Genomic DNA, 18,977 nt, shown 5'->3' with positions numbered 1-18,977 from the left:
GCTGGCGGGCGACATGGCGCACGGCGCTTTCGAAACAGGCGGCGTAGCCGGCGGCGAACAGCTGCTCGGGATTGGCGCCGTTTCCATGGCCGCCAAGCGCCTTGGGCATGGCCAGGTCGGCCTTGAACTGACCATCGACGGTTTCGACGTGGCCTTCGCGGCCGCCGACGGCGCGGGCGCTGGTTTCATAGAGAGGGGACATGGGGAGCTCCTTTTCAATCTCAAGCAATTAGATTGTGTACAATGTAATGTGCGTCAAGGGGAGGCGCCTGACTTTCTGTAGCCAGTCATCCCTTGCGCCGGACAAGGCCTTGCTCTTCAAGGGCATGGCGACGCCGCCACGACTTGAGGCGCGGGCTTGGGGAGGCTTGATGTTCAGACTGGAAAACGCCCAGAGCCTGCTGGGTCTGGGCCTGATCCTGGTGGTCTGCTGGGCCCTGTCGGAGGATCGCTCGCGTTTTCCCTGGCGGCTGGCCCTGGGGGCTGTGGCCGTTCAGGTGGCGCTGGTCCTGGGACTGTTCGGGATCCCCGGTGCGCGGGCTGTGGTGCGGGCGATCAATGCCGGCGTCGATGGCCTGGCCGCAGCGACCGCTCAAGGCACCCAATTCGTGTTCGGCTACATGGCCGGCGGCGCACAGCCCTATGACGTCACCAATCCAGGCGCCCTGTTCGTCTTCGCCTTCCAGGTCCTGCCGCTGATCCTGGTTATCTCGGCCCTGTCGGCCCTGCTCTGGCACTGGAAGATCCTGAAGTGGATCACCCAGGGCTTCGGCTTCGTGTTCCAGAAGACCATGGGCCTGGGGGGCGCCTCGGCGCTCGCCGTGGCGGTGAACATCTTCCTGGGCATGATCGAAAGCCCGATCGTCATTCGAGCCTATCTGGACAAGCTGACCCGCTCAGAAGTCTTCCTGATGATCGTGGTGGGCCTGGCCACGGTCGCAGGTTCCACCATGGTCGCCTACGCCACCATCCTGCGCGAGGTGCTGCCCAATGCGGCGGCCCACGTGCTGGTGGCCTCCATCGTCTCGGCGCCGGCCGGCGTGTTGCTTGCCCGGATCATGATCCCGGAGAAGAAGGGGCAGGGCGGCTATTTCGCCGACTATGGCTCACTGCTGAAGTACGACTCCTCCATCGACGCCATCTCCAAGGGCACGATGGATGGCCTGACCGTGGCCCTGAACATCTCCGCCATCCTGATCGTGTTCGTGTCCTTCGTGGCCATCGGCAATGGCCTGCTCAGCGTCTTCCCCGACGTGCTGGGCGCGCCCCTGACCATCGAGCGGGTGCTCGGCGTGGTGTTCGCGCCGCTGGCCTGGCTGATCGGCGTGCCCTGGGCCGAGGCGCCGCAGGCGGGCTACCTGCTGGGCGTCAAGCTGATGCTCACCGAGTTCATCGCCTTTATCCAGCTGGGCGGCGTCCCGGCCGAGGCCATGACCGAGCGCACCCGGATGATCATGACCTACGCGCTCTGCGGCTTCGCCAATATCGGGTCGGTGGGGATCACCGTCACCGGCATGGGCGTGCTGATGCCCGAGCGTCGGGCGGAGATCATCGGCATGGTCTGGAAGGCCCTGCTGGCCGGCTTCCTCGCCACCTGCATGACCGCCGCTGTGGTCGGCGCCATGCCCCGGGAGCTGTTTGGCCTTTAGGGCGCCTTGACCGCCCTGGCGTGACGGCGCCACCTCTGGGCGCAAAGCCGGAGGGACGACCATGAAGATCTATGACACCCCCAGGGCGCCCAATCCGCGACGGGTCCGCCTGTTCCTGATCGAAAAGGGCATCGAGGACGTCGAGATCGTCCCGGTCAGCCTGCTGGAAGGCGCCCACAAGCAGCCGGACTATCTGGCCAAGGCGGGCCTCGCCAACGTCCCCATGCTCGAGATGGACGACGGGACCTGCATCACCGAGTCCCTGGCCATCTGCCGCTACCTGGAAAGCGTTTATCCGGAGCCCAATCTCATGGGCCGCGATCCAAGGGAGACGGCGATCATCGAAATGTGGACCCGCCGGGTGGAGATGATGGTCGCCACGCCCCTGATGATGGCCGTGCGCCACAGCCATCCGGCCCTGGCGGTGCTGGAACAGCAGAACCCGGTGATCGCCGACTACAACGCCCAGGCCGGAACCCGCGCCCTGAAGGTGCTGGACCGGCGTCTGGCCGAGAGCGAGTGGATCGCCGCCGACCGGCTGACCATCGCCGACATCGTCGCCTTCGCCTCCATCGACTTCGCCCGCATGATCAAGTTCAAGCCGCCCGAAGAGATGACCCATGTGAACCGCTGGCTTGAGGCCATGAAGGGCCGCGAGTCGGTCAAGATCGCCCTGTGAAGCCTTTTCTCCTCTTCGGCCTGCTCGCAGCCCTCGCCCTGCCGGCGGCCGCCCAGGACCTCACCGTCTCCCGGGCTGACGGGACCTCGGTCACCCTGAGCGCTGCGGCCCTCGCCGACCTGCCGCGGGCGCAGGTGAGCGTCGAGGGCAAGGCGGGTCCGGACCTCTATGAGGGACCGGCCCTGGCCCATGTGATGCGGGCCGCAGGTCTGCCGGTGGGCATGCGCGCCCACGGCGCGCCGATGCGCGGCTACCTCGTGGTCCGCGGCGCCGACGGCTATGCCGCGGTGCTGTCGGCGGTGGAGGCCGACAAGGACCTGCACGGGGACGGCGCCATCCTGGCCGACACCGTGAACGGCGGTCCCCTGCCGGAACGGGAAGGGCCCCGCCGGGTCGTCGTCGGCGATGATCTCAAGTCCTGGCGCAGCGTCCGCCAGGTGGTGGCCATCGACTACAGGCTGGCCGAATAGGGCTCAGGCCCTCGGGTAGAGGATGATCTGCGTGCAGCGGAAGGCGGCCATCAGCTTTCCCGTCGCCGCGTCCTCCACCCGGGCGTCCCAGACCTGGGTGGTGCGGCCGCCGTGCAGCAGGGTGGCGGTGCAGCGCGCCTCGCCCTCGCGAAGGGTGCCGACGAAATTGCACTTCACCTCGGCGGTGGTGAAGCCGTTCGCCCCGTCAGGCCAGGCGGTGGAGACTCCATAGGCGCAGAGGATGTCGGCGACGGTGAGCACCGCGCCGGCCAGCAGGAAGCCGGTGTGCGCCACCAGATCTTCGCGCACCTTGAAGGTTCCGACGACCTTGCCGTCGGCGACCTCGACGATCTCGAGGCCCAGATGCCCCGGCAGCTTGCCCAGGTTGGCGTCGTTGAGCCGTTCGCGGCTGGTGGTGTTGTTGAGGCTGGCCATGGGGCGACGCTAAGACTGAAACCGGTGTTCGACCAGGACGCTTTTTTGCGCGCTTAGAGGCGGAACCTTTGCCCACGGCAGAGGTTTGAATGGCATGTCATTGCTCATCCTGATCGTCATCGTTCTCGTGCTGCTGGGCCTGGCCCTTTATGCGGTGCGCCTCCTGCCGATTCCGGCGCCCCTCAATGGGATCATCCAGGCGGTTCTGGTGGTCATCGCCCTGGTGGTGATCGCCCAGCGCGCCGGTCTGTTCTAGGCCGGCAAGATCAGCTCCAGCGAGCGGATGCGCGCTTCAAGGCTCGGCCCTGAGGCCATGACGAAGATTTCGTCCGCCCCGCTCGCGTGAGCCTTCTCTTCCAGCCGACGGCGCACCGTCTCGCCGTCGCCGACGATGCTGCGCGACTCAATGGCCGCCAGCTCCGGATGGCCCTCGAGCTCCGCCAGATAGGCCAGAGCCTCGGGGATCACCGGAAAGCGTCGGCGCTGACCGGTTGCGGTCGCCAGCGTGGAGGCGCGCCGCGGCGCGTCCAGGCGTCTCGCCTCGGCCTCGCTGTCGGCCGCAAGGGCGATGGTGGCGATGGCCGCCATGGGCTCGGTTCGGAAGGGCGAGGGCGTGAAGGCGCGCCGATAGGCCGCCACAGCCGGACCGCCGTCGCTGCGCGCGATGAATTCAGCGAACACCATGCCGACGCCGGCCTGGCCGGCGAAGGCTGCGCTGTCGGCTGACGAGCACAGCATGAACAGGTCCGGGTGGCTCGGACCGGTCGGGTGCGCCCGGATGCCCTTGGCCGGATGATCGGCGCCCAGGGGCTCGCGCCCGCTCGCATCCAGAAGCCAGGCGTTCAACAGCGCGAAATAGTGCGGAAAGGCCTCGGATGAGGCCGACCTCAGAGCCGCGCCTGTGCGACCATCGGCGCCGAGCGCCCGACCGACCCCCAGGTCGATCCGACCGGGCGCCAGAGCCTCCAGCTCCATGAACACCTCGGCCACCTTCAGCGGCGAATAGTTCACCAGCATCACCCCGCCCGATCCCAGCCGGATGGTGGAGGTCGCCTGGGTCAGGGCGGCGATCAAAATCTCAGGGGCCGGGGAGGCGAGGCCTTCGATATTGTGGTGCTCGGCCAGCCAGAACCGGTGATAGCCCAGGCGCTCGGCGGCCTTGGCCACCTCGATCGTCTCCCGGACCGCCTGGGCCTGGGTGTTGGTCCCGCCCACCGGCGAGAGGTCGAGCACCGAAAGCTGAGTCACGCGCTGGGCGACCGCAGCTCACGGAAGACCATCCGCACCCCATAGGCGGCCACGAGGCCGGCGAACAGCATGACCACGATGGAGACCGGCATGGCGGTGGGCTCGGCCGCGGTCATCCACTGGCCCGGCGCGACGCCAGTCATGAAGAAGCCGAGTTCGACCAGCTTGAACAGGGCCACGGGCCCGGCCATCAGGGCGAGCGCGACCCCCATGGCGATCTGGCCCAGATTGCGTTTGGCGGGTGGACTCATGGGAACTCCTGACGAAGACGGCGGGACCCGAACATGGCCCTGCCCGCCCAGGGCGCAAGGCCTACTTGCGGGGGCCGCGCTTCTTGATCACGCCCGAGAAGCTCATCACGTTTTCAGCTCCGGTGGTGATCAGCCCGCGCACGAAGACCATGGAGCGGGCGTTGCGGACCACTTCGCCCTTGCATTCGACCAGGGCGCCCAGCGGCACGGCCCCGACGAACTCGCCGTTCAAGGTCGCGGTCACGCTATGCTGGCCCTCCAGGGCCTCGCGGGCGATCACGAACAGGCAGTAGTCGGCGAAGGTCATGATGCAGCCGCCGTGCATGAAGCCGCCGCCGTTCATGTGCTTCTGCTCGGCGCGGAAGGCGCAGCGGGGCGTGCCGTCCGGGTCATGGCGGAAATAGAAGGGACCGGCATGATCCTCGAAGGGATCAGACCCTTCCCAGGTGCGCCAGCCTGCCCATTCGCCTTCGGTCACCAGTCCGTTTTTCGCTTCGCCGCCGCCGTCCATACGCTCAACCCGTTCCTGAAGTTCTCAGCCCCGCGCTCCTTAGCCGCCGGGCGGGGCGGGGTGAAAGCCCTGATTTCTGTGGCGGTGGGTCGCTGCGGACGTCGCCCGCTCGCCCCAGGGCGGCGCCGAAGGGTTTGCTCGCCCGGGCCGCAGTCACTAGTTTCCGTCCCCTCTGAACCGAATGATGCGAGGCGTGACCATGGAAGGCCGGACCGTCTATCTCTGCGCAGGTCTGCGAAGCCCGATCGGGCGCTATGGCGGCGCCCTGGCCAAGGTGCGCGCCGATGACCTGGCCGCCCATCCGATCCGCGCCTTGATGGCCAGCCTGCCCAGCGTCGACTGGGAAGAGGTCGACGAGGTCATCTATGGCTGCGTCAACCAGGCCGGCGAGGACAACCGCAATGTGGCGCGCATGGCCCTGCTGCTGGCTGGCATGCCGAGCTCGGTGCCGGGGCTGACCGTCAACCGCCTCTGCGCCTCGGGCCTGGACGCCACCATCGCCGCGGCCCGGATGATCGCCGTAGGCGAGGCCGAGCTGGTGATCGCCGGCGGGGTGGAGAGCATGACCCGCTCGCCCTTCGTTATGGGAAAGGCCGACAGCGCCTTCTCGCGCTCGGCGGAGATCTTCGACACCACCATCGGCTGGCGGTTCGTGAACCCCCAGATGCAGAAGGACTACGGCGTCGACTCCATGCCGGAGACCGCCGAGAATGTGGCCACAGACTATCAGGTCGCCCGGGCCGACCAGGACGCCTTCGCCGCCCGCAGCCAGCAGCGCTACGGCGCCGGTGAGGCCCGCGGCTTTTTCCAGGGCGAGATCGCCCCGATCACGCTGAAGGATCGCAAGGGCGAGACCGTTATCTCCAAGGACGAGCATCCCCGCCCGGACACGACCCTGGAAGCCCTGCAGGGCCTCAAGCCCATCGTGCGCCCCGACGGCACGGTCACGGCCGGCAATGCGTCCGGCGTCAATGACGGGGCCGCGGCCCTGCTGCTGGCCTCGGCCGAGATGGTGCAGAAGCTGGGCCTGGAGCCGTTGGCCCGGATCGAAGGCGGCGCTTCGGGCGGCGTTCCGCCGCGGGTCATGGGCTATGGCCCGGTGCCGGCGGTGGAGAAGCTCTGCGGCCGCCTGGGGCTTACCCCTCGGGACTTCGACGTGGTCGAGCTGAACGAGGCCTTCGCCGCCCAGGCGCTCGCCTGCACCCGGGCCTGGGGCCTGGCCGACGACGCCGAGCATGTGAACCCGCACGGCGGGGCCATCGCCATCGGCCATCCGCTGGGGGCGTCCGGCGCGCGGATTGCGCTCACGGCGGCGCGGGCGATGAAGGAACGGGGCGGCGCCCGGGCGCTGGCCACCATGTGCGTCGGCGTGGGCCAGGGCTCGGCCCTGGCGCTGGCCAAAGCCTAAGACTTTCCAGGAAAGACGACAGATCATGGCCCTCGACGCCGAAACCCGCGACCAGCTGATCGACACCGTCCGCCGCTTCGTCACCGAACGGCTGCGCCCCCTGGAGGCCCAGGTCTCCGAGACCGACACCATGCCCGACGACGTGGTGGCCGAGATGAAGGAACTGGGCCTGTTTGGCCTGTCCATCCCGGCCGAGTATGGCGGGCTCGACCTCTCCATGGAGGAGGAATGCCTGGTGGCCGTGGAGCTCGGCCGCACCAGCCCGGCCTTCCGCTCGGCGTTCGGCACCAATGTCGGCATCGGCAGCCAGGGCCTGGTGATGTTCGGCACCGACGAGCAGAAGGCGAAGTATCTGCCTGGCATCGCGTCCGGCGAGATCATCACCTCGTTCGCCCTCACCGAGCCGGAGGCCGGATCGGACTCGGCTTCGGTCCAGACCCGGGCGACCCTGGACGGCGACGCCTATGTGCTGAATGGGTCGAAGCGCTACATCACCAACGCCAACAAGGCCCACCTGTTCACCGTCATGGCCCGCACTGATCCGTCCAAGCCGGGCGGCGGCGGGGTCTCGGCCTTCCTCGTGCCCCGCGACCTGCCGGGCCTCTCGGTGGGCAAGCCCGAGAAGAAGATGGGCCAGCAGGGCGCCCATATCTGTGACGTCACCTTCGACAATGTCCGGGTGCCGGTGGAGAACCGTCTGGGCGCCGAAGGCGAGGGCTTCAAGGTGGCCATGCAGGTGCTCGACCGCGGCCGGCTGCACATCTCGGCGGTCTGCGTCGGGGTGGCCGAGCGGCTGATCACCGACTGCGTGGCCTATGCCAGTGAGCGCAAGCAGTTCGGCCAGGCCATCAGCCAGTTCCAGCTGATCCAGGGGATGATCGCCGACTGCAAGACCGAGGCGCTGGCCGCCAAGGCCCTGACCATGGAGACCGCCCGCAAACGCGACGCCGGCCAGGGCGTGACCATGGAGGCGGCGGCGTCGAAGTACTTCGCCTCGGAGATGGTGGGCCGGGTGGCCGACAAGGCGGTGCAGATCTTCGGCGGCGCCGGCTACGTCGCTGATTACGGGATCGAGCGGTTCTACCGCGACGTGCGCATCTTCCGCATCTATGAGGGCACCAGTCAGATCCAGCAGGTGGTCATCGCCCGCGAAACCCTGAAGCGTGGCGGTTGATGTCCGATCCTATCGAAACGGCGATCTTTGATCTTCTGACGCCCTTGGCCCCCGGCAAGTCCATCTCGCCGGAGGAGGCGGCCCGGGCCGCCGATCCCGAGGGCTGGCGGCGCTGGCTATCGCGGGTGCGCACCGTCTCGGTGGGGCTCGCCCGGGAAGGCCGGCTGGTGATCACCCGCCATGGCAAGCCGACCGATCCCAACAAGTTCAAGGGCGTTTACCGCCTGCGCCTGCCTATGGCCGGCGAGGTTCTGCCGGGCGTCCTGGCGCCGCCAGAGTCGCCTTCGCCGGAATAGGCGCTCAGCGCCCGCCGGCCAGGACCGCCAGCCGCGCCTGCTGGGCGTGGACCGGGTTGGTCGCAGCCCCGGACAGCTGGAACCGGTCCACCGACTCCGACAGCGAGGCGGCGTGCTGGTCCAGGGTGCGGGTGGCCGCATTGGCCTCTTCCACCATGGCCGCGTTCTGCTGGGTCACCTTGTCCATGTCGGTGATGGCGGTGTTCACCTGGGCCAGGCCCACCGACTGCTGCTCGGCCGAGGCGGCGATGGCGGCGATGACGTCCGAGATTTCTGTGACCTTGCCGACGATGCCGCTCAGCACCTCGCCGGTCTGGCCCACCAGATCGACGCCGCTCTGCACCTGGTGACCGGAGGCCTCGATGAGGCCCTTGATCTCCTTGGCCGCATCGGCCGAGCGCTGGGCGAGCGCCCGCACCTCCGAGGCGACCACGGCGAAGCCCCGTCCAGACTCGCCGGCCCGGGCGGCCTCCACCCCGGCGTTGAGCGCCAGGAGACTGGTCTGGAAGGCGATCTCGTCGATCACGCCGATGATCTTGCTGATCTCCTGGGCGGAGCTGGCGATCTCGCCCATGGCGGTGACGGCCTGGCCGACCACCTGACCGCTGCGCTCGGCCTCGCTGCGGGCCGAGGCCATGGCCCCGTTGGCCTGGCGCGCCCCTGAGGCGGTGCGGCGCACGGTGACGGTGATCTCGTCCAGGGCCGCGGCGGTCTCCTGCAGGCTGGCGGCCTGGCGCTCGGTGCGATGCGATAGGTCGTCCACCGCCGTGGCGATCTCCCGGGAGCCGGCGCGGATTTCGCCTGTGGCCGTGGCGATGGCGCCGAACGCGCCCTCCAGCTGGCTGACGGCGGCGTTGAAATCGGTCTTCAGGGCCTCGTAGTCCGGCGCCACGGCCACATCGATGCGGGCCCCCAGGTCACCCCGGGCCAGACGCGACAGAGCTCGCGCCATGGCCTCCACCAGGGCCTTCTGATCCTCGGTTGACCGGGCGAAGGCGGCTTCGGCGGCGGCCAGGCGGCGGTCGAGTTCGCCCCGCGCCGTCTCAGCCTCTGTTTCAAGGCGGGCGCGGGCCGCGGCGTTCTCGCGGAAGACCACCACGCTGGCGGCCATCTGGCCGATTTCATCGTGGCGCTCAGCGCCGGGGATCGCCTCCACCATCTCGCCCGCCGCCAGGCGCCGCATGACGCCGCTCATCCGCGACAGGGCGGTGATCACCAGGCCTTCGAAGTAGAGGGCGCCGAGCACGACGCCGACCACGGTGGCCAGGCCGATCCCGATGCTGATCGCGGTGGCCATGCCGAGGATGCGTTCGGCCTCCGCACCGCCGCCGGCCTGCGCCACCATGCGCAGGAGGGCGATGTTCAGTCCGGCCAGGGCCAGCATGGACGCCATGCCCACCCCCCAGGAGAGCCGCATGCGTCCCTTGATCGTCTTCAGCATTTGCTCGTCACCCGCTTCGCCCTGGCCTGGGCGCCCAAAACTGGCGGCCGCAAGCTGCGCTGATCCTCGCGCACGACCCTGGACACTCGGTTAACGGGAGTTGAATCTGGGGCGCACAACGCTGACAGGTTGTCGCACCCCTGAGCCCGGTGGCGTCGGGCGCAGATGGCGCCTACATGGCGCTCATGCCCGCCATCGACGGCCTCCAGACGCTGCTTGCCGACATCGCCGCCTGCCGGGCCTGTGCGGGCGATCTCGTGCCCGAGCCGCGGCCCGTGGTGCGCGTACGTCCAGAGACCCGGCTGCTGATCTGCGGCCAGGCGCCGGGCCGGCTGGTGCATGAGAGCGGCCTGCCGTTCAACGATCCTTCGGGCGTTCGGCTACGCAGCTGGATGGGCGTGGACCGGGACACCTTCTACGACCACCCGGCCATCGGCGTTGCCGCCATGGCCTTCTGCTTTCCCGGGACCAATCCCAAGGGCGGCGACTTCCCGCCGCCGACCCGCTGCGCCCAGCTGTGGCGCCCGCAATTGCTGGCCTTGTTGCCGAAGGTGGAGCTGACCCTGCTGGTGGGGTCCTATGCCCAGGCCTGGGCGCTGGGCGCGGCGCGCAAGGCCACCATGACAGAGACCGTGGCGGCCTGGACTGAGTATGGGCCGGCTATCCTGCCCCTGCCGCATCCATCTTGGCGCAACACCGCCTGGCTGAAGCGCAATCCCTGGTTCGAAGCCGAGGTCACGCCCTATCTTCGCCAAAGGGTGGAGGCTCTTCTGCGCGCATGACTCGTCTGACCGCCTTGCTGTTCGCCCTGATGCTGGGAGCGTGCACGCCGCTCATGGTCCAGACGGCCGGTGAGCCGCCCCTGGGGTTCGAGGGCCCACGCCTCTCCGGCGATCGTTTCGTGAGCTTCGATGGCGCGCGGCTGGGCCTGACCACCTGGGACGCCCAGGACGGCGCGCCAGACGCTGTGGTCGTCGCTGTCCACGGCATGAACGACTACGCCAACGCCTTCCACCTCGCCGCCCCCTACTGGGCCGAGCATGGGGTGACCACCTACGCCTATGACCAGCGGGGCTTTGGCCGCTCACCCAATCGCGGGGTCTGGCCCGATGAGGCGGTGCTGAAGGAGGACCTGCGGACCATCGTCGCCCTGGTTCGCGCCCGTCACCCCCACGCCCTGGTGGTGGTGGCCGGCGAGAGCATGGGCGGCGCCGTGGCCATCCGCGCCTTCGCCTCGGAGCGACCGCCCGCAGCGCACCGGCTGGTGCTGATGGCGCCGGCGGTCTGGGGGTGGTCGACCCAGCCCCTGCCGTTCAAGACCGCCCTGTGGTTCGCCGCCCACATGACCGGCCCCAAGGTCTATACCCCGCCCGGATGGGTCACCGACCGAGTCAAGCCGACGGACAATATGGCCGAACTGCGGGCCATGGGAGCTGACCCACTGATGATCTGGGGCGCGCGGTCAGACACCCTCTACGGGCTTGTGGATCTGATGGAGAACGCCTGGACCGACATCGCCCGGCTGCAGGTCCCGGTGCTCTACCTGTACGGCCAGAATGACGAGATCATTCCTGAGCGCCCCGCCTTGCAGGCGGCTGCGCGGCTCAAGCCCACCGATCGTTCCGCCTACTACGCCGACGGCTGGCACCTGCTGACCCGAGACCTGCAGGGTGAGGCGGTGATGGCCGATATCCTGGCCTATATCGAGGACCCCGAGGCGCCGCTGCCGTCCGGGGCGCCGCCCATTCCCACCGCGCCGGGCGGCGACGACTGGACGCCGGCCCCGCCCCGTGCGACGGCGGGCTTGTGACGGCGCAGCCTGCGGGCTAGAGCCCGTGAAATTGGTTTCAAACGCAACGATCCCGTGAGCGCATGACCCTGTTCGACTCTCCCGACTTCGATGGCCACGAGGCCGTTCACGCCTTTTCCGACGAGGCCACGGGGCTGCGCTGCATCATCGCCGTCCATTCCACCGCCCGCGGCCCGGCGGCGGGCGGCTGCCGCATGTGGCCCTTCCCGACCTCGGCTGACGCCCTGCAGGATGCGCTGCGCCTGTCGCGCGCCATGTCCTACAAGAACGCCATGGCCGACCTGGCGCTGGGCGGCGGCAAGGCGGTGATTATCGGCGACTCCCGGACCCAGAAGTCGCCCGCCCTGTTCGAGGCCTTCGGTCGGGCTGTCGAGGCCGTGGGCGGCGCCTACTGGACCGCCGAGGATGTCGGCGTCTCGCCAGAGGACCTGACGCACGCCCGCCGGCACACCCGCTTCGTGGCGGGGCTGGAAGGCCATGCGGCGGCGTCTGGAGATCCGAGCCCCGTGACCGCCGAAGGCGTCCTTCGCGGCATCAGCCTTTGTGTTCGGCGCGCCCTGGACCGGGACCTGTCTGGCGTCACCGTCGCCATCCAGGGGGTGGGCCATGTGGGCGCCTATCTGGCCCAGAAGCTGAGCGCGGCCGGCGCGCGGCTGGTGATCACCGACGTGAACCGCGAGGCCCTGTCCCAGGTGGCCGGTCAGACCGGGGCGATGATCGTGGCGCCGGACGAGATCTTCGACGTCGAGGCCGACGTCTTCGCCCCCTGCGCCCTGGGCGGGGCGATCAGCGCCGAGACCTTGCCGCGCCTGCGCGCCCGCATCATCGCCGGCGGCGCCAATAATCAGCTGGCCGACCCGGTGATCGGCCAGACCCTGTTCGACCTCGGCCTGCTCTATGCGCCGGACTATGTGATCAACGGCGGCGGCATCATCAATGTGGCCGGCGAGATCCGCGCCCTGGACGCTGGCGAAGCCTTTGACCCTGCCTGGGTGGAGGGCAAGCTCGCGCGCCTGATGCTCACCCTGGAGGCGGTGCTCGACCGCTCCATCGCTGAGCGCCGCCCGACCCACGAGGTCGCAGGCGAGATGGCCCGCGAGCGGATCGCCCAGGGCGCTGGCGCCCCAGCCTGACGGCTGTGGGGGCAGGCGGGGCTTCAGAGCGAGGCCAGCCTGTCCTTTCGTGGCTCGCGGACCATGAACAACAGCAGCAGCAGGCCCGCTGTCAGGAAGGCGATCGAGGCGCCGAAGACGCTCTGATAGCCCAAGGTGGCGGCCATCAGACCGCCCGCCAGAGGACCCGCCGAGGCCATCACGCCTGAGGCGGTGGACGACAGGGCGATCCGCATGGGCATGTCGTCCCGGTTCCCGAACTCCAGGATCATAGTCTGTGCGCTCATCATGTAGCCGGACTGCGAGGCTCCAAGGCCGCAGAACGCCAGGAAGATGGCCCACACCTCGTGGACATTCATCAGGAGCACCGTCGAAGCGATCCAGATCACCAGGGAGCTGATCAGCACCACGCGGAACCCGGTCCTGTCCCCCAGATACCCCCAGACGAGGTTGGCCAGGGTGTCGGCCCCCAGGAAGGCCAGGGTGAGCAGGCCGATATTGGCCCCGGTCAGCTCGATCGTGGTGCTGACATAGAGGATGTAGAACGGCGTCGCCATCCGACCGGTGATCGCCAGCATCTGCACGATCAGGAAGAACATGTAGCCACGGTCCTGGGAAACCAGGCGCGGGAAGTCCTTGAGCCGCTCGAAGAACGGCGTCTGGGCCCGGGTGGTGGGGGGTTCGGGCTCGATCATCAGGGCCTGAAGGGCCCAGAGGCCCGCCGTGGTCAGGATGGTGGCGAACAGGAAGGTGGTGGCGTAGCCGTTCCCCAGCATGTTGCCTTCGATGAAGTACTTGCCGGCCACCCAGGCCAGGGCCGCGGCGATCACCCCGCCGGTGGCGTTGCGCCAGGCCTGCAGCCGGCCCCGCCGGCTGATGGGGATCACCTTGGCCATGAGCAGGGAGAAGACCACTCCCTGGGTGCCCATGAACAGGCCGAACATGAACATGAAGGACAGGATCGCCACCACCAGGGGCTGACCCGACAGGAACCAGCCCGCCAGCGCCATGCCCAGGATCTGGACCCGCGCCAGACCGCCCATCCAGACGGCGGCCGGCATCACCCGCTTGCGGTGTTCGATCTGGGTGGCGCCAAAGATCGGAGACAGCATGCCCCCTACCTGCTGGAGGGCCAAACCCAGGCCGACGATGAAGCTGGAGCCGGAAATCAGGTAGAGATAGGCGGGCAGGAAGGTGGGCGCATTGACCAGCCGGAAGCCGGTCATGCCCAGCATGCCGTGCAGATAGTGGGCGATATAGTTGCGCTTCAGATTGGCCCAGACGAACTTTTCGTACTCGATCTCGCGCTCGGCGAGGCTTCTGCCGTCTTCGTCAGGATGGATCACGACCACCTCTTCGGCGGCCGATGGTTCCTCAGTTGTCTTTTCCAATAGCGTCCCAGCCGCGCGGGGGTCGCAAAGGGTCGCGCGGCGGCTCCCCAAAATTATGATCTGCTAAAACAATGACTCCGTCCTATCAGAGTCCGCCGCCCTGAAAAGCCGATTTCTCGCCCGCGCCAAAACTGGGCGCCAAGGTTGCAAGCTGCGCCTCAGGCGGCGCTGGCCAGGGGGGCGGCCAGGGTGACGTCCACCTTCACCACCATGCGGCTCAGCCCCGGATCTCCCAGGATCGATCCGCTGATCGGCGCGGCCTCGGCCGGGGTGCGGCTGACCGCCACCGGGATCAGATCGGCGGCCTCGGCCAGGCCGTTGGTGGGGTCGAAATCCATCCAGCCAAAGGCCGGCAGGAAGACTTCGCACCAGGCATGGGTGGCGCCGGCGCCGCGCACGCTCTCCAGCCCCGGGGAATAGAGATAGCCGCTGACGAACCGGGCGGCGAAGCCCAGGCGGCGCAGGGTCTCGACCATCAGCCAGGCGAAGTCGCGGCAGGTCCCCCGGCCGAGCGCCACGGTTTCGTGGGGCGCCTGAACGCCCTCCTCGTGGCGGGCCTGGTAGGCGAACTGCTGGTGGATGGCCCGGTTGAGGCGCAGCACATAGTCGATGGCGGGCTCGCCCACCGCCGGCGCGACCCCATGCAGCCAGCGCAGCAGCAGGCCATCCGGATCCAGAGTGGCGGGCTCGATATAGGGACCCAGCACCGCCCGGTCGCTGGGGGGATAGACGATGGGTGTGGCCGTATGGGGGTCGTCCACCTCCTGCGGCTCCAGGGGGGCGGGGAAGCGCTCGATCTCCAGTTCGCTGAGTACGAATAATTGGTCGGACTCTTCGCTCAGGTTCAGCTGACAGACGCAGTTGCCATAGGCGTCGTAGCGCCAGCGCGTCTCCCCTCGGGGCGAGAAGGTCAGGGCGCCCTTGACCACCCGCAGGGCATGGCCGCCTCGGGGCCGCACCAGCAGTTCGTGCGGCCCAAAGGCGACCGGGCGCTCATAGGCGTAGCGGGTTTCGTGGCGGATGATCAGGCGGGACATGGGCGCGCTGCTAACACGCCCTGAGGGCGAAGGTTCCCCCGCCTGGCGCTGACCAAGAAGGGTCAGACCGTCGTCGCGCTCGGGCGGACGATGATTTCGTTCACATCCACCTCGGGAGGTTGCTCCATGGCGAAGCGGATGGCCCGGGCGATCGCCTCGGCCGGGATGGCCTTTTCCCGGTATTCGTCGATGAAGGCGGCGGTCTCGGCATGGGTGATGGTCCTGGCCAGCTCCGAGGTGGTGACGCCCGGCGAGACGACGGTGACCCGCACCTTGTCGGTCTCCTGGCGCAGGGCCTCGGAGATCACGCGCACCGCGAACTTGGTGGCGCAATAGACCGCCGCGCTCGGCAGGATCTGGTGTCCGGCCGTCGAGGCGATGTTGATGATCTGCCCGTGGCCCTGGGCCTCCATGATCGGCAGGGCCGCGGCGATGCCGTGCAGGACGCCCTTGATGTTCACGTCGATCATCTGGTCCCACTCGTCCACCTTCAGGGCGGCCAACGGCGAGAGCGGCATGACGCCGGCATTGTTGATGATTACGTCGATGCGGCCAAACTGCGCCTGGGCAGCCTCGACGAAGGCCTTCATATCCTCGCGGGAGGTCACGTCCAGGCTCCGGACCATGGCCTTGCCGCCGTTCGCCTCGATCTCGTTCTTCAGGGCTTCCAACCGCTCTACCCGTCGCGCGCCCAGCACCACGATGGCGCCGGCGGCGGCCAGCTCACGGGCTGCGGCCTCGCCGATGCCGCTGCTCGCGCCGGTCACCAGCACCACCTTGTTTGCAATCTCAGTCATGGCCGTCTCCTTGTCTTGGCGAGACCAGAGATGCGTCAGGCGGAGCATCGTGCGTTAGACCAGTCCTCCGCGGTTCTTGCACGATCCTCCTGGAGGCCGGCGAGCGGCTTGCGACGAGACTGGAGCCATGAGAGCAAGCATGATGGATGATCTCGCCTCTTTGATCGCCCGCCACGCGCCCGAAGACGGCATGCACGACATGCCTGTTCCTGGCCTGGCGGTCATACGCTTTGGCGCGCCTACTGAGCGTGTGCCCGTCCTGCACCAGCCGGCGGTCTGCATTATCGCGCAAGGCGCCAAGGTGGTGATGCTCGCCGATGAGACCTTCCATTACGACAGCGCCAGCCACCTGGTGGTGTCGGTCGACCTGCCCCTGACCGGCCAGGTGGTGGAGGCGAGCCCTGAGCGGCCGTATCTCTGTATTCGCGTGGATCTGGATCCGGCTCTGCTCCGGGAGCTGATGCTGCAGCGGCCGCCCGCCGCCGGGGCCGAGACCTCGCGGGGCCTGCATCTCAGCCGCAATACACCCGAACTGACCGATGCGGTGGCCCGTCTCCTGCGCCTGCTCGACCGGCCGCAGGATGTCGAGGTGCTGGCCCCAATCATCCGGCGGGAGATCCACTACCGGCTGCTGACCGGCGATCAGGCCGGCATCGTGCGCCAGATCGGCGCCCCGGACAGCCGGCTGTCCCAGGTCAGCCGCGCCATCGCCTGGATCCGCGCCAATTACGACCAGCCCTTCAGCATCGAGCGGTTGTCGCACGAGGCGCGGATGAGCCCCTCGGCGCTGCACCACCACTTCAAGGCGGTGACCGCCATGAGCCCGCTGCAGTACCAGAAGCAGATCCGCTTGCAGGAGGCTCGCCGCCTGATGCTGGGTGAGGCCGCCGACGCTCAAGCGGCCGGCTTCCAGGTGGGCTATGAGAGCCCCTCCCAGTTTTCCCGCGAATATGCCCGCCTGTTCGGCGCCCCGCCCGCCCGAGACGCCGCCCGGCTGAAAGCCGGCGGGCCTGTGCCGATTGCGGTGTAGGCGACCGGCGCTGCCTCAAGGCTGCGCGGGCAGCACCGCCAGTAGCGCCCGGGTGAAGCCGGCCGGCGCGACGGTCAGATGGTCCTCATCGGCCAGCACGGTCGAGCGCACCTTCAGGTTCGGATAGGCGCGGGACTTCAGAACCTGTTCCATGGCGGCCATCTGGCCGACCATGTCGTAGCGCGAGGCGTGGCGCGGGGTAGGGCCCGGCGTCTCGAAGGCGCCGATATACATGAAGACCTCGGCCGGCAGATCGGTGTGGGCCCGGGCATAGTCGGCCTCCATCGTCATGATGTGGCGCTGGCCAAACCAGAACGAGGGGCTGCCCAGCACATAGGCTCGGAACATCGTCGGGTCGGTGAACAGGATCTGGGCGCCCAGCAGGCCGCCATAGGAGTGACCCAGCAGCACGCGGGCCTCGGGATCAGCCCTGAATCGCCCCTCGATGAAGGGCAACACCGCGTCCTTCAGATAGGTCTGATAGGCGTCGCCGCCGCCATGGGTCAGCTCACAGCGGCTTTCCGGATTGCAGGGAACCGGCGTGTAGTCGCGGCTGCGCGACGCCGCACCGCCTTCGCCCTTGGCATAGGAGAGGCCGACGAGGATGAAGTCCTGGATCACCGGACCGTCCAGATTGATCCGGCGGGCCATCTGGCGAAGGATCGGAAAGGCGTAGTCGGCGTCGGTGACATAGAGGGTCGGGTAGCGGCGCTGCGGCTCGGCCTCGTAGCTGGCCGGCAGGCTGACAAAGACCTCATATTCACGGCCGGAGACGGGGTCCGGCACGGTCCAGACCTGGGTGTCCTTCAGGACGTAGGGCTGGCCTTCCAAGGGCGCAGGAGGGGCGGCCTGAGTCGTCTGTGCCGCCTCCGTGCAGCCGCAGGCGAAGAGCGCGGCCACCAGGCCTGCGGCCAAAAATCTCAGGTCCATCATCGCCCCCGGAAGCTCTAGCTTGTGGAGCTAGACGGGCAATGTGGCGGAACTCAGATGGCGCGGCGGGCGACTACAGTCCGGCCCCCACCGCGACGCTGGAGAGCAGGGCCGCCAGCTCGGCCTGGCGGGCGCAGCCGGTCTTTTCCAGGACGCGGCGGAGCTGATTGCGGACGGTGTTGATCGACACATCGCCAGCCAGCGCCAGGTCCTCCAGGGTCTTGCCGGCCGCAATCCCCTGGGCCACCCGGGCCTCGGCCGGCGTCAGGTCGAAGAGCGAGCGCATCAGGTCCAGCGACGGGGTCCGCTCGCTGCTGACCGGCGTCATCATCAGCAGGGCGAAGCTCTGGCCGAAAATGTCGTGGGCTGAGCGCTTGATGGGGATCAGGTGCAGCACCATCGTCGCCTTGCCCAGTTCGTCGCGCAGGGGGAAGGTGCAGCGCCCCAGGCCAGGGGCCGCGTCAATGGTTTTCAGGGCGTCGGCGAGCATCTGCTGAGCGGCCTTGTCGCTCAGCACCAGCCGGTTGCCCGCGCCAAAACGGACCTCCCCGGCCAGCGGCGCCATCCACTCATTGGCCTCAACGACCACACCGCCTTCGGTGAGCAGCAGAGCGGGCAGCCGCAACCCGCTCAACGCCTCGGTGGCGCCCTGGGCGCGTTGCAGGCCGAGGCGGGCGCTGACCAGGGCGCTTCGCGCCAGATGCGGGCGCAGACTGTTCAGGGTGGCCACGTGCTCGGGCTCGATCGGACCGCGTTCCAGGGTCCGTTCGATGCTGAAGACAATGGAGTCACCGGTGGGCACCTGCAGGCCCGTGCCGGCCGACCAGCCCAGCCCGCGGGGGTGGAAGAAGTCGCGATAGATCGGATCGCCCTTGATCTGGTCTTCGCTCCAGAAATCCTGCTCCACGAAGAAGGCGGGATCGGACTGGCTCATGATGCAGGTGCGTCGGGGACAGCGGTGGAACCAGCCGTCGTTCACATAGGCCTCGAACACCTCCCGGATCGATCCTGAGGCGGTCCAGCAAAGCGCCTTGCGGGCAGAGAACAGCAGGCCGCCCCGGGAGTCGGTCATCGCCGCCAGATCGTCGAGCACCGAGGGCCACAGGTCCGGGGCCACGGAACACTCGTAGATCCGGTCAATCAGATCGCTTTCCATCGGATCTCCATGGTCTGGCGGCGGGATCAATCGAATTGATCTCCGCTCGCCTCGCAACTGAAATCCCTCGATGCGTGGCGGCGTTCAGGATCAAGAGGCCGGCGCCCGAGCACTTTGAGCCTTCGCTCTCTAGGCCCGGCGCCGGGTCAGGT

22 protein-coding genes are annotated in these 18,977 nt (G+C 68.3%); 11 read left to right on the top strand and 11 right to left on the bottom strand.

The window, feature by feature from the left end; translation table 11 throughout:
• Positions 1–202 (bottom strand): Ohr family peroxiredoxin (locus Q8N19_RS12695; protein WP_305591189.1); only part of this gene is annotated, 202 nt, incomplete at its 3' end.
• 169 nt (positions 203–371) lie between these two features.
• Between Q8N19_RS12695 and Q8N19_RS12690 the strand changes: the two genes are divergently transcribed.
• The 3 genes from Q8N19_RS12690 (at position 372) to Q8N19_RS12680 (ending at position 2,798) form a co-directional block, all read left to right on the top strand.
• Positions 372–1,649 carry a NupC/NupG family nucleoside CNT transporter gene (locus tag Q8N19_RS12690; RefSeq protein WP_305591187.1) on the top strand — a complete coding sequence of 426 codons (1,278 nt, stop codon included), beginning with the start codon at positions 372–374 and terminating at the stop codon, positions 1,647–1,649.
• A 61-nt stretch (positions 1,650–1,710) separates the two neighbouring features.
• On the top strand, positions 1,711–2,328 hold the full coding sequence (locus Q8N19_RS12685) for a glutathione S-transferase family protein (protein WP_305591185.1): 618 nt from the start codon (positions 1,711–1,713) through the stop codon (positions 2,326–2,328).
• Positions 2,325–2,798 (top strand): molybdopterin-dependent oxidoreductase, encoded by a 474-nt coding sequence (locus tag Q8N19_RS12680; protein WP_305591183.1) that lies wholly within the window; start codon positions 2,325–2,327, stop codon positions 2,796–2,798. Before Q8N19_RS12685 ends, Q8N19_RS12680 begins: the two co-directional genes overlap by 4 nt.
• A gap of 3 nt (positions 2,799–2,801) precedes the next feature.
• Here Q8N19_RS12680 and Q8N19_RS12675 read toward each other — a convergent pair whose 3' ends face one another.
• Positions 2,802–3,233, bottom strand: coding sequence for a PaaI family thioesterase (locus Q8N19_RS12675; RefSeq protein WP_305591181.1), 432 nt, complete (start codon positions 3,231–3,233; stop codon positions 2,802–2,804).
• A gap of 94 nt (positions 3,234–3,327) precedes the next feature.
• On the opposite strand from Q8N19_RS12675, the gene Q8N19_RS12670 reads away from it, so the two are divergent.
• On the top strand, positions 3,328–3,489 hold the full coding sequence (locus Q8N19_RS12670; RefSeq protein WP_304753808.1) for a hypothetical protein: 162 nt from the start codon (positions 3,328–3,330) through the stop codon (positions 3,487–3,489).
• Here the strand turns inward: Q8N19_RS12670 and Q8N19_RS12665 are convergent.
• The 3 genes from Q8N19_RS12665 to Q8N19_RS12655 all read right to left on the bottom strand — a co-directional run bounded on the left by Q8N19_RS12665 (position 3,486) and on the right by Q8N19_RS12655 (position 5,243).
• The gene (locus Q8N19_RS12665) at positions 3,486–4,481 is read right to left on the bottom strand and encodes an MsnO8 family LLM class oxidoreductase (protein ID WP_305591178.1); all 996 of its coding nucleotides are present in this window, start codon (positions 4,479–4,481) and stop codon (positions 3,486–3,488) included. The genes Q8N19_RS12670 and Q8N19_RS12665 overlap by 4 nt on opposite strands.
• Positions 4,478–4,732 carry a hypothetical protein gene (locus tag Q8N19_RS12660; protein ID WP_305591176.1) on the bottom strand — a complete coding sequence of 85 codons (255 nt, stop codon included), beginning with the start codon at positions 4,730–4,732 and terminating at the stop codon, positions 4,478–4,480. Before Q8N19_RS12660 ends, Q8N19_RS12665 begins: the two co-directional genes overlap by 4 nt.
• Positions 4,733–4,793: 61 nt before the next feature.
• The gene (locus Q8N19_RS12655) at positions 4,794–5,243 is read right to left on the bottom strand and encodes a PaaI family thioesterase (RefSeq protein ID WP_305591174.1); all 450 of its coding nucleotides are present in this window, start codon (positions 5,241–5,243) and stop codon (positions 4,794–4,796) included.
• A gap of 199 nt (positions 5,244–5,442) precedes the next feature.
• Here Q8N19_RS12655 and pcaF point away from each other — a divergent pair, with 199 nt between their 5' ends.
• The 3 genes from pcaF to Q8N19_RS12640 are packed head-to-tail and all read left to right on the top strand — an operon-like array spanning position 5,443 to position 8,121.
• Positions 5,443–6,651 (top strand): 3-oxoadipyl-CoA thiolase, encoded by a 1,209-nt coding sequence (gene pcaF / locus Q8N19_RS12650; RefSeq protein ID WP_305591195.1) that lies wholly within the window; start codon positions 5,443–5,445, stop codon positions 6,649–6,651.
• Positions 6,652–6,676: 25 nt separating this feature from the next.
• The gene (locus tag Q8N19_RS12645; RefSeq protein ID WP_305591172.1) at positions 6,677–7,825 is read left to right on the top strand and encodes an acyl-CoA dehydrogenase family protein; all 1,149 of its coding nucleotides are present in this window, start codon (positions 6,677–6,679) and stop codon (positions 7,823–7,825) included.
• A complete protein-coding gene (locus Q8N19_RS12640; protein WP_305591170.1) occupies positions 7,825–8,121 on the top strand; it encodes a DUF3253 domain-containing protein in 297 nt (98 codons plus the stop codon). Before Q8N19_RS12645 ends, Q8N19_RS12640 begins: the two co-directional genes overlap by 1 nt.
• A 4-nt stretch (positions 8,122–8,125) precedes the next feature.
• On the opposite strand, the gene Q8N19_RS12635 is transcribed toward Q8N19_RS12640, so the two are convergent.
• Positions 8,126–9,562, bottom strand: coding sequence for a methyl-accepting chemotaxis protein (locus Q8N19_RS12635; protein ID WP_305591168.1), 1,437 nt, complete (start codon positions 9,560–9,562; stop codon positions 8,126–8,128).
• A 176-nt stretch (positions 9,563–9,738) separates the two neighbouring features.
• Here Q8N19_RS12635 and Q8N19_RS12630 point away from each other — a divergent pair, with 176 nt between their 5' ends.
• The 3 genes from Q8N19_RS12630 (at position 9,739) to Q8N19_RS12620 (ending at position 12,505) form a co-directional block, all read left to right on the top strand.
• Positions 9,739–10,344, top strand: coding sequence for a uracil-DNA glycosylase family protein (locus Q8N19_RS12630; protein WP_305591166.1), 606 nt, complete (start codon positions 9,739–9,741; stop codon positions 10,342–10,344).
• The gene (locus tag Q8N19_RS12625; protein WP_305591164.1) at positions 10,341–11,372 is read left to right on the top strand and encodes an alpha/beta hydrolase; all 1,032 of its coding nucleotides are present in this window, start codon (positions 10,341–10,343) and stop codon (positions 11,370–11,372) included. The genes Q8N19_RS12630 and Q8N19_RS12625 overlap by 4 nt, the downstream gene beginning before the upstream one ends.
• 62 nt (positions 11,373–11,434) lie before the next feature.
• Positions 11,435–12,505, top strand: a complete 1,071-nt coding sequence (locus Q8N19_RS12620; protein WP_305591162.1) for a Glu/Leu/Phe/Val dehydrogenase — start codon at positions 11,435–11,437, stop codon at positions 12,503–12,505.
• 23 nt (positions 12,506–12,528) lie between these two features.
• Here the strand turns inward: Q8N19_RS12620 and Q8N19_RS12615 are convergent, their stop codons facing one another.
• The 3 genes from Q8N19_RS12615 to Q8N19_RS12605 all read right to left on the bottom strand — a co-directional run bounded on the left by Q8N19_RS12615 (position 12,529) and on the right by Q8N19_RS12605 (position 15,709).
• Positions 12,529–13,830, bottom strand: a complete 1,302-nt coding sequence (locus Q8N19_RS12615; protein WP_305591160.1) for an MFS transporter — start codon at positions 13,828–13,830, stop codon at positions 12,529–12,531.
• Between the two features lie 203 nt (positions 13,831–14,033).
• Complete coding sequence (locus tag Q8N19_RS12610) at positions 14,034–14,912, bottom strand: transglutaminase family protein (RefSeq protein WP_305591159.1); 879 nt, start codon at positions 14,910–14,912, stop codon at positions 14,034–14,036.
• Positions 14,913–14,974: 62 nt separating this feature from the next.
• Positions 14,975–15,709, bottom strand: coding sequence for an SDR family oxidoreductase (locus Q8N19_RS12605; protein WP_305591157.1), 735 nt, complete (start codon positions 15,707–15,709; stop codon positions 14,975–14,977).
• Between the two features lie 139 nt (positions 15,710–15,848).
• On the opposite strand from Q8N19_RS12605, the gene Q8N19_RS12600 reads away from it, so the two are divergent.
• A complete protein-coding gene (locus tag Q8N19_RS12600; RefSeq protein ID WP_305591155.1) occupies positions 15,849–16,739 on the top strand; it encodes an AraC family transcriptional regulator in 891 nt (296 codons plus the stop codon).
• Positions 16,740–16,754: 15 nt separating this feature from the next.
• Here Q8N19_RS12600 and Q8N19_RS12595 read toward each other — a convergent pair whose 3' ends face one another.
• Positions 16,755–17,669 carry an alpha/beta hydrolase gene (locus tag Q8N19_RS12595; protein WP_305591153.1) on the bottom strand — a complete coding sequence of 305 codons (915 nt, stop codon included), beginning with the start codon at positions 17,667–17,669 and terminating at the stop codon, positions 16,755–16,757.
• 73 nt (positions 17,670–17,742) lie between these two features.
• The gene (locus Q8N19_RS12590; protein WP_305591151.1) at positions 17,743–18,825 is read right to left on the bottom strand and encodes a helix-turn-helix transcriptional regulator; all 1,083 of its coding nucleotides are present in this window, start codon (positions 18,823–18,825) and stop codon (positions 17,743–17,745) included.
• Between the last annotated feature and the right edge of the window lie 152 nt (positions 18,826–18,977).

Origin of the sequence: Phenylobacterium sp., assembly GCF_030693405.1 — a bacterium.
In the GTDB taxonomy this organism is placed as follows: domain Bacteria; phylum Pseudomonadota; class Alphaproteobacteria; order Caulobacterales; family Caulobacteraceae; genus Phenylobacterium.
Note: the sequence above shows the minus strand (reverse complement) of the source record. Positions and strands in the feature narration are given on the sequence as shown.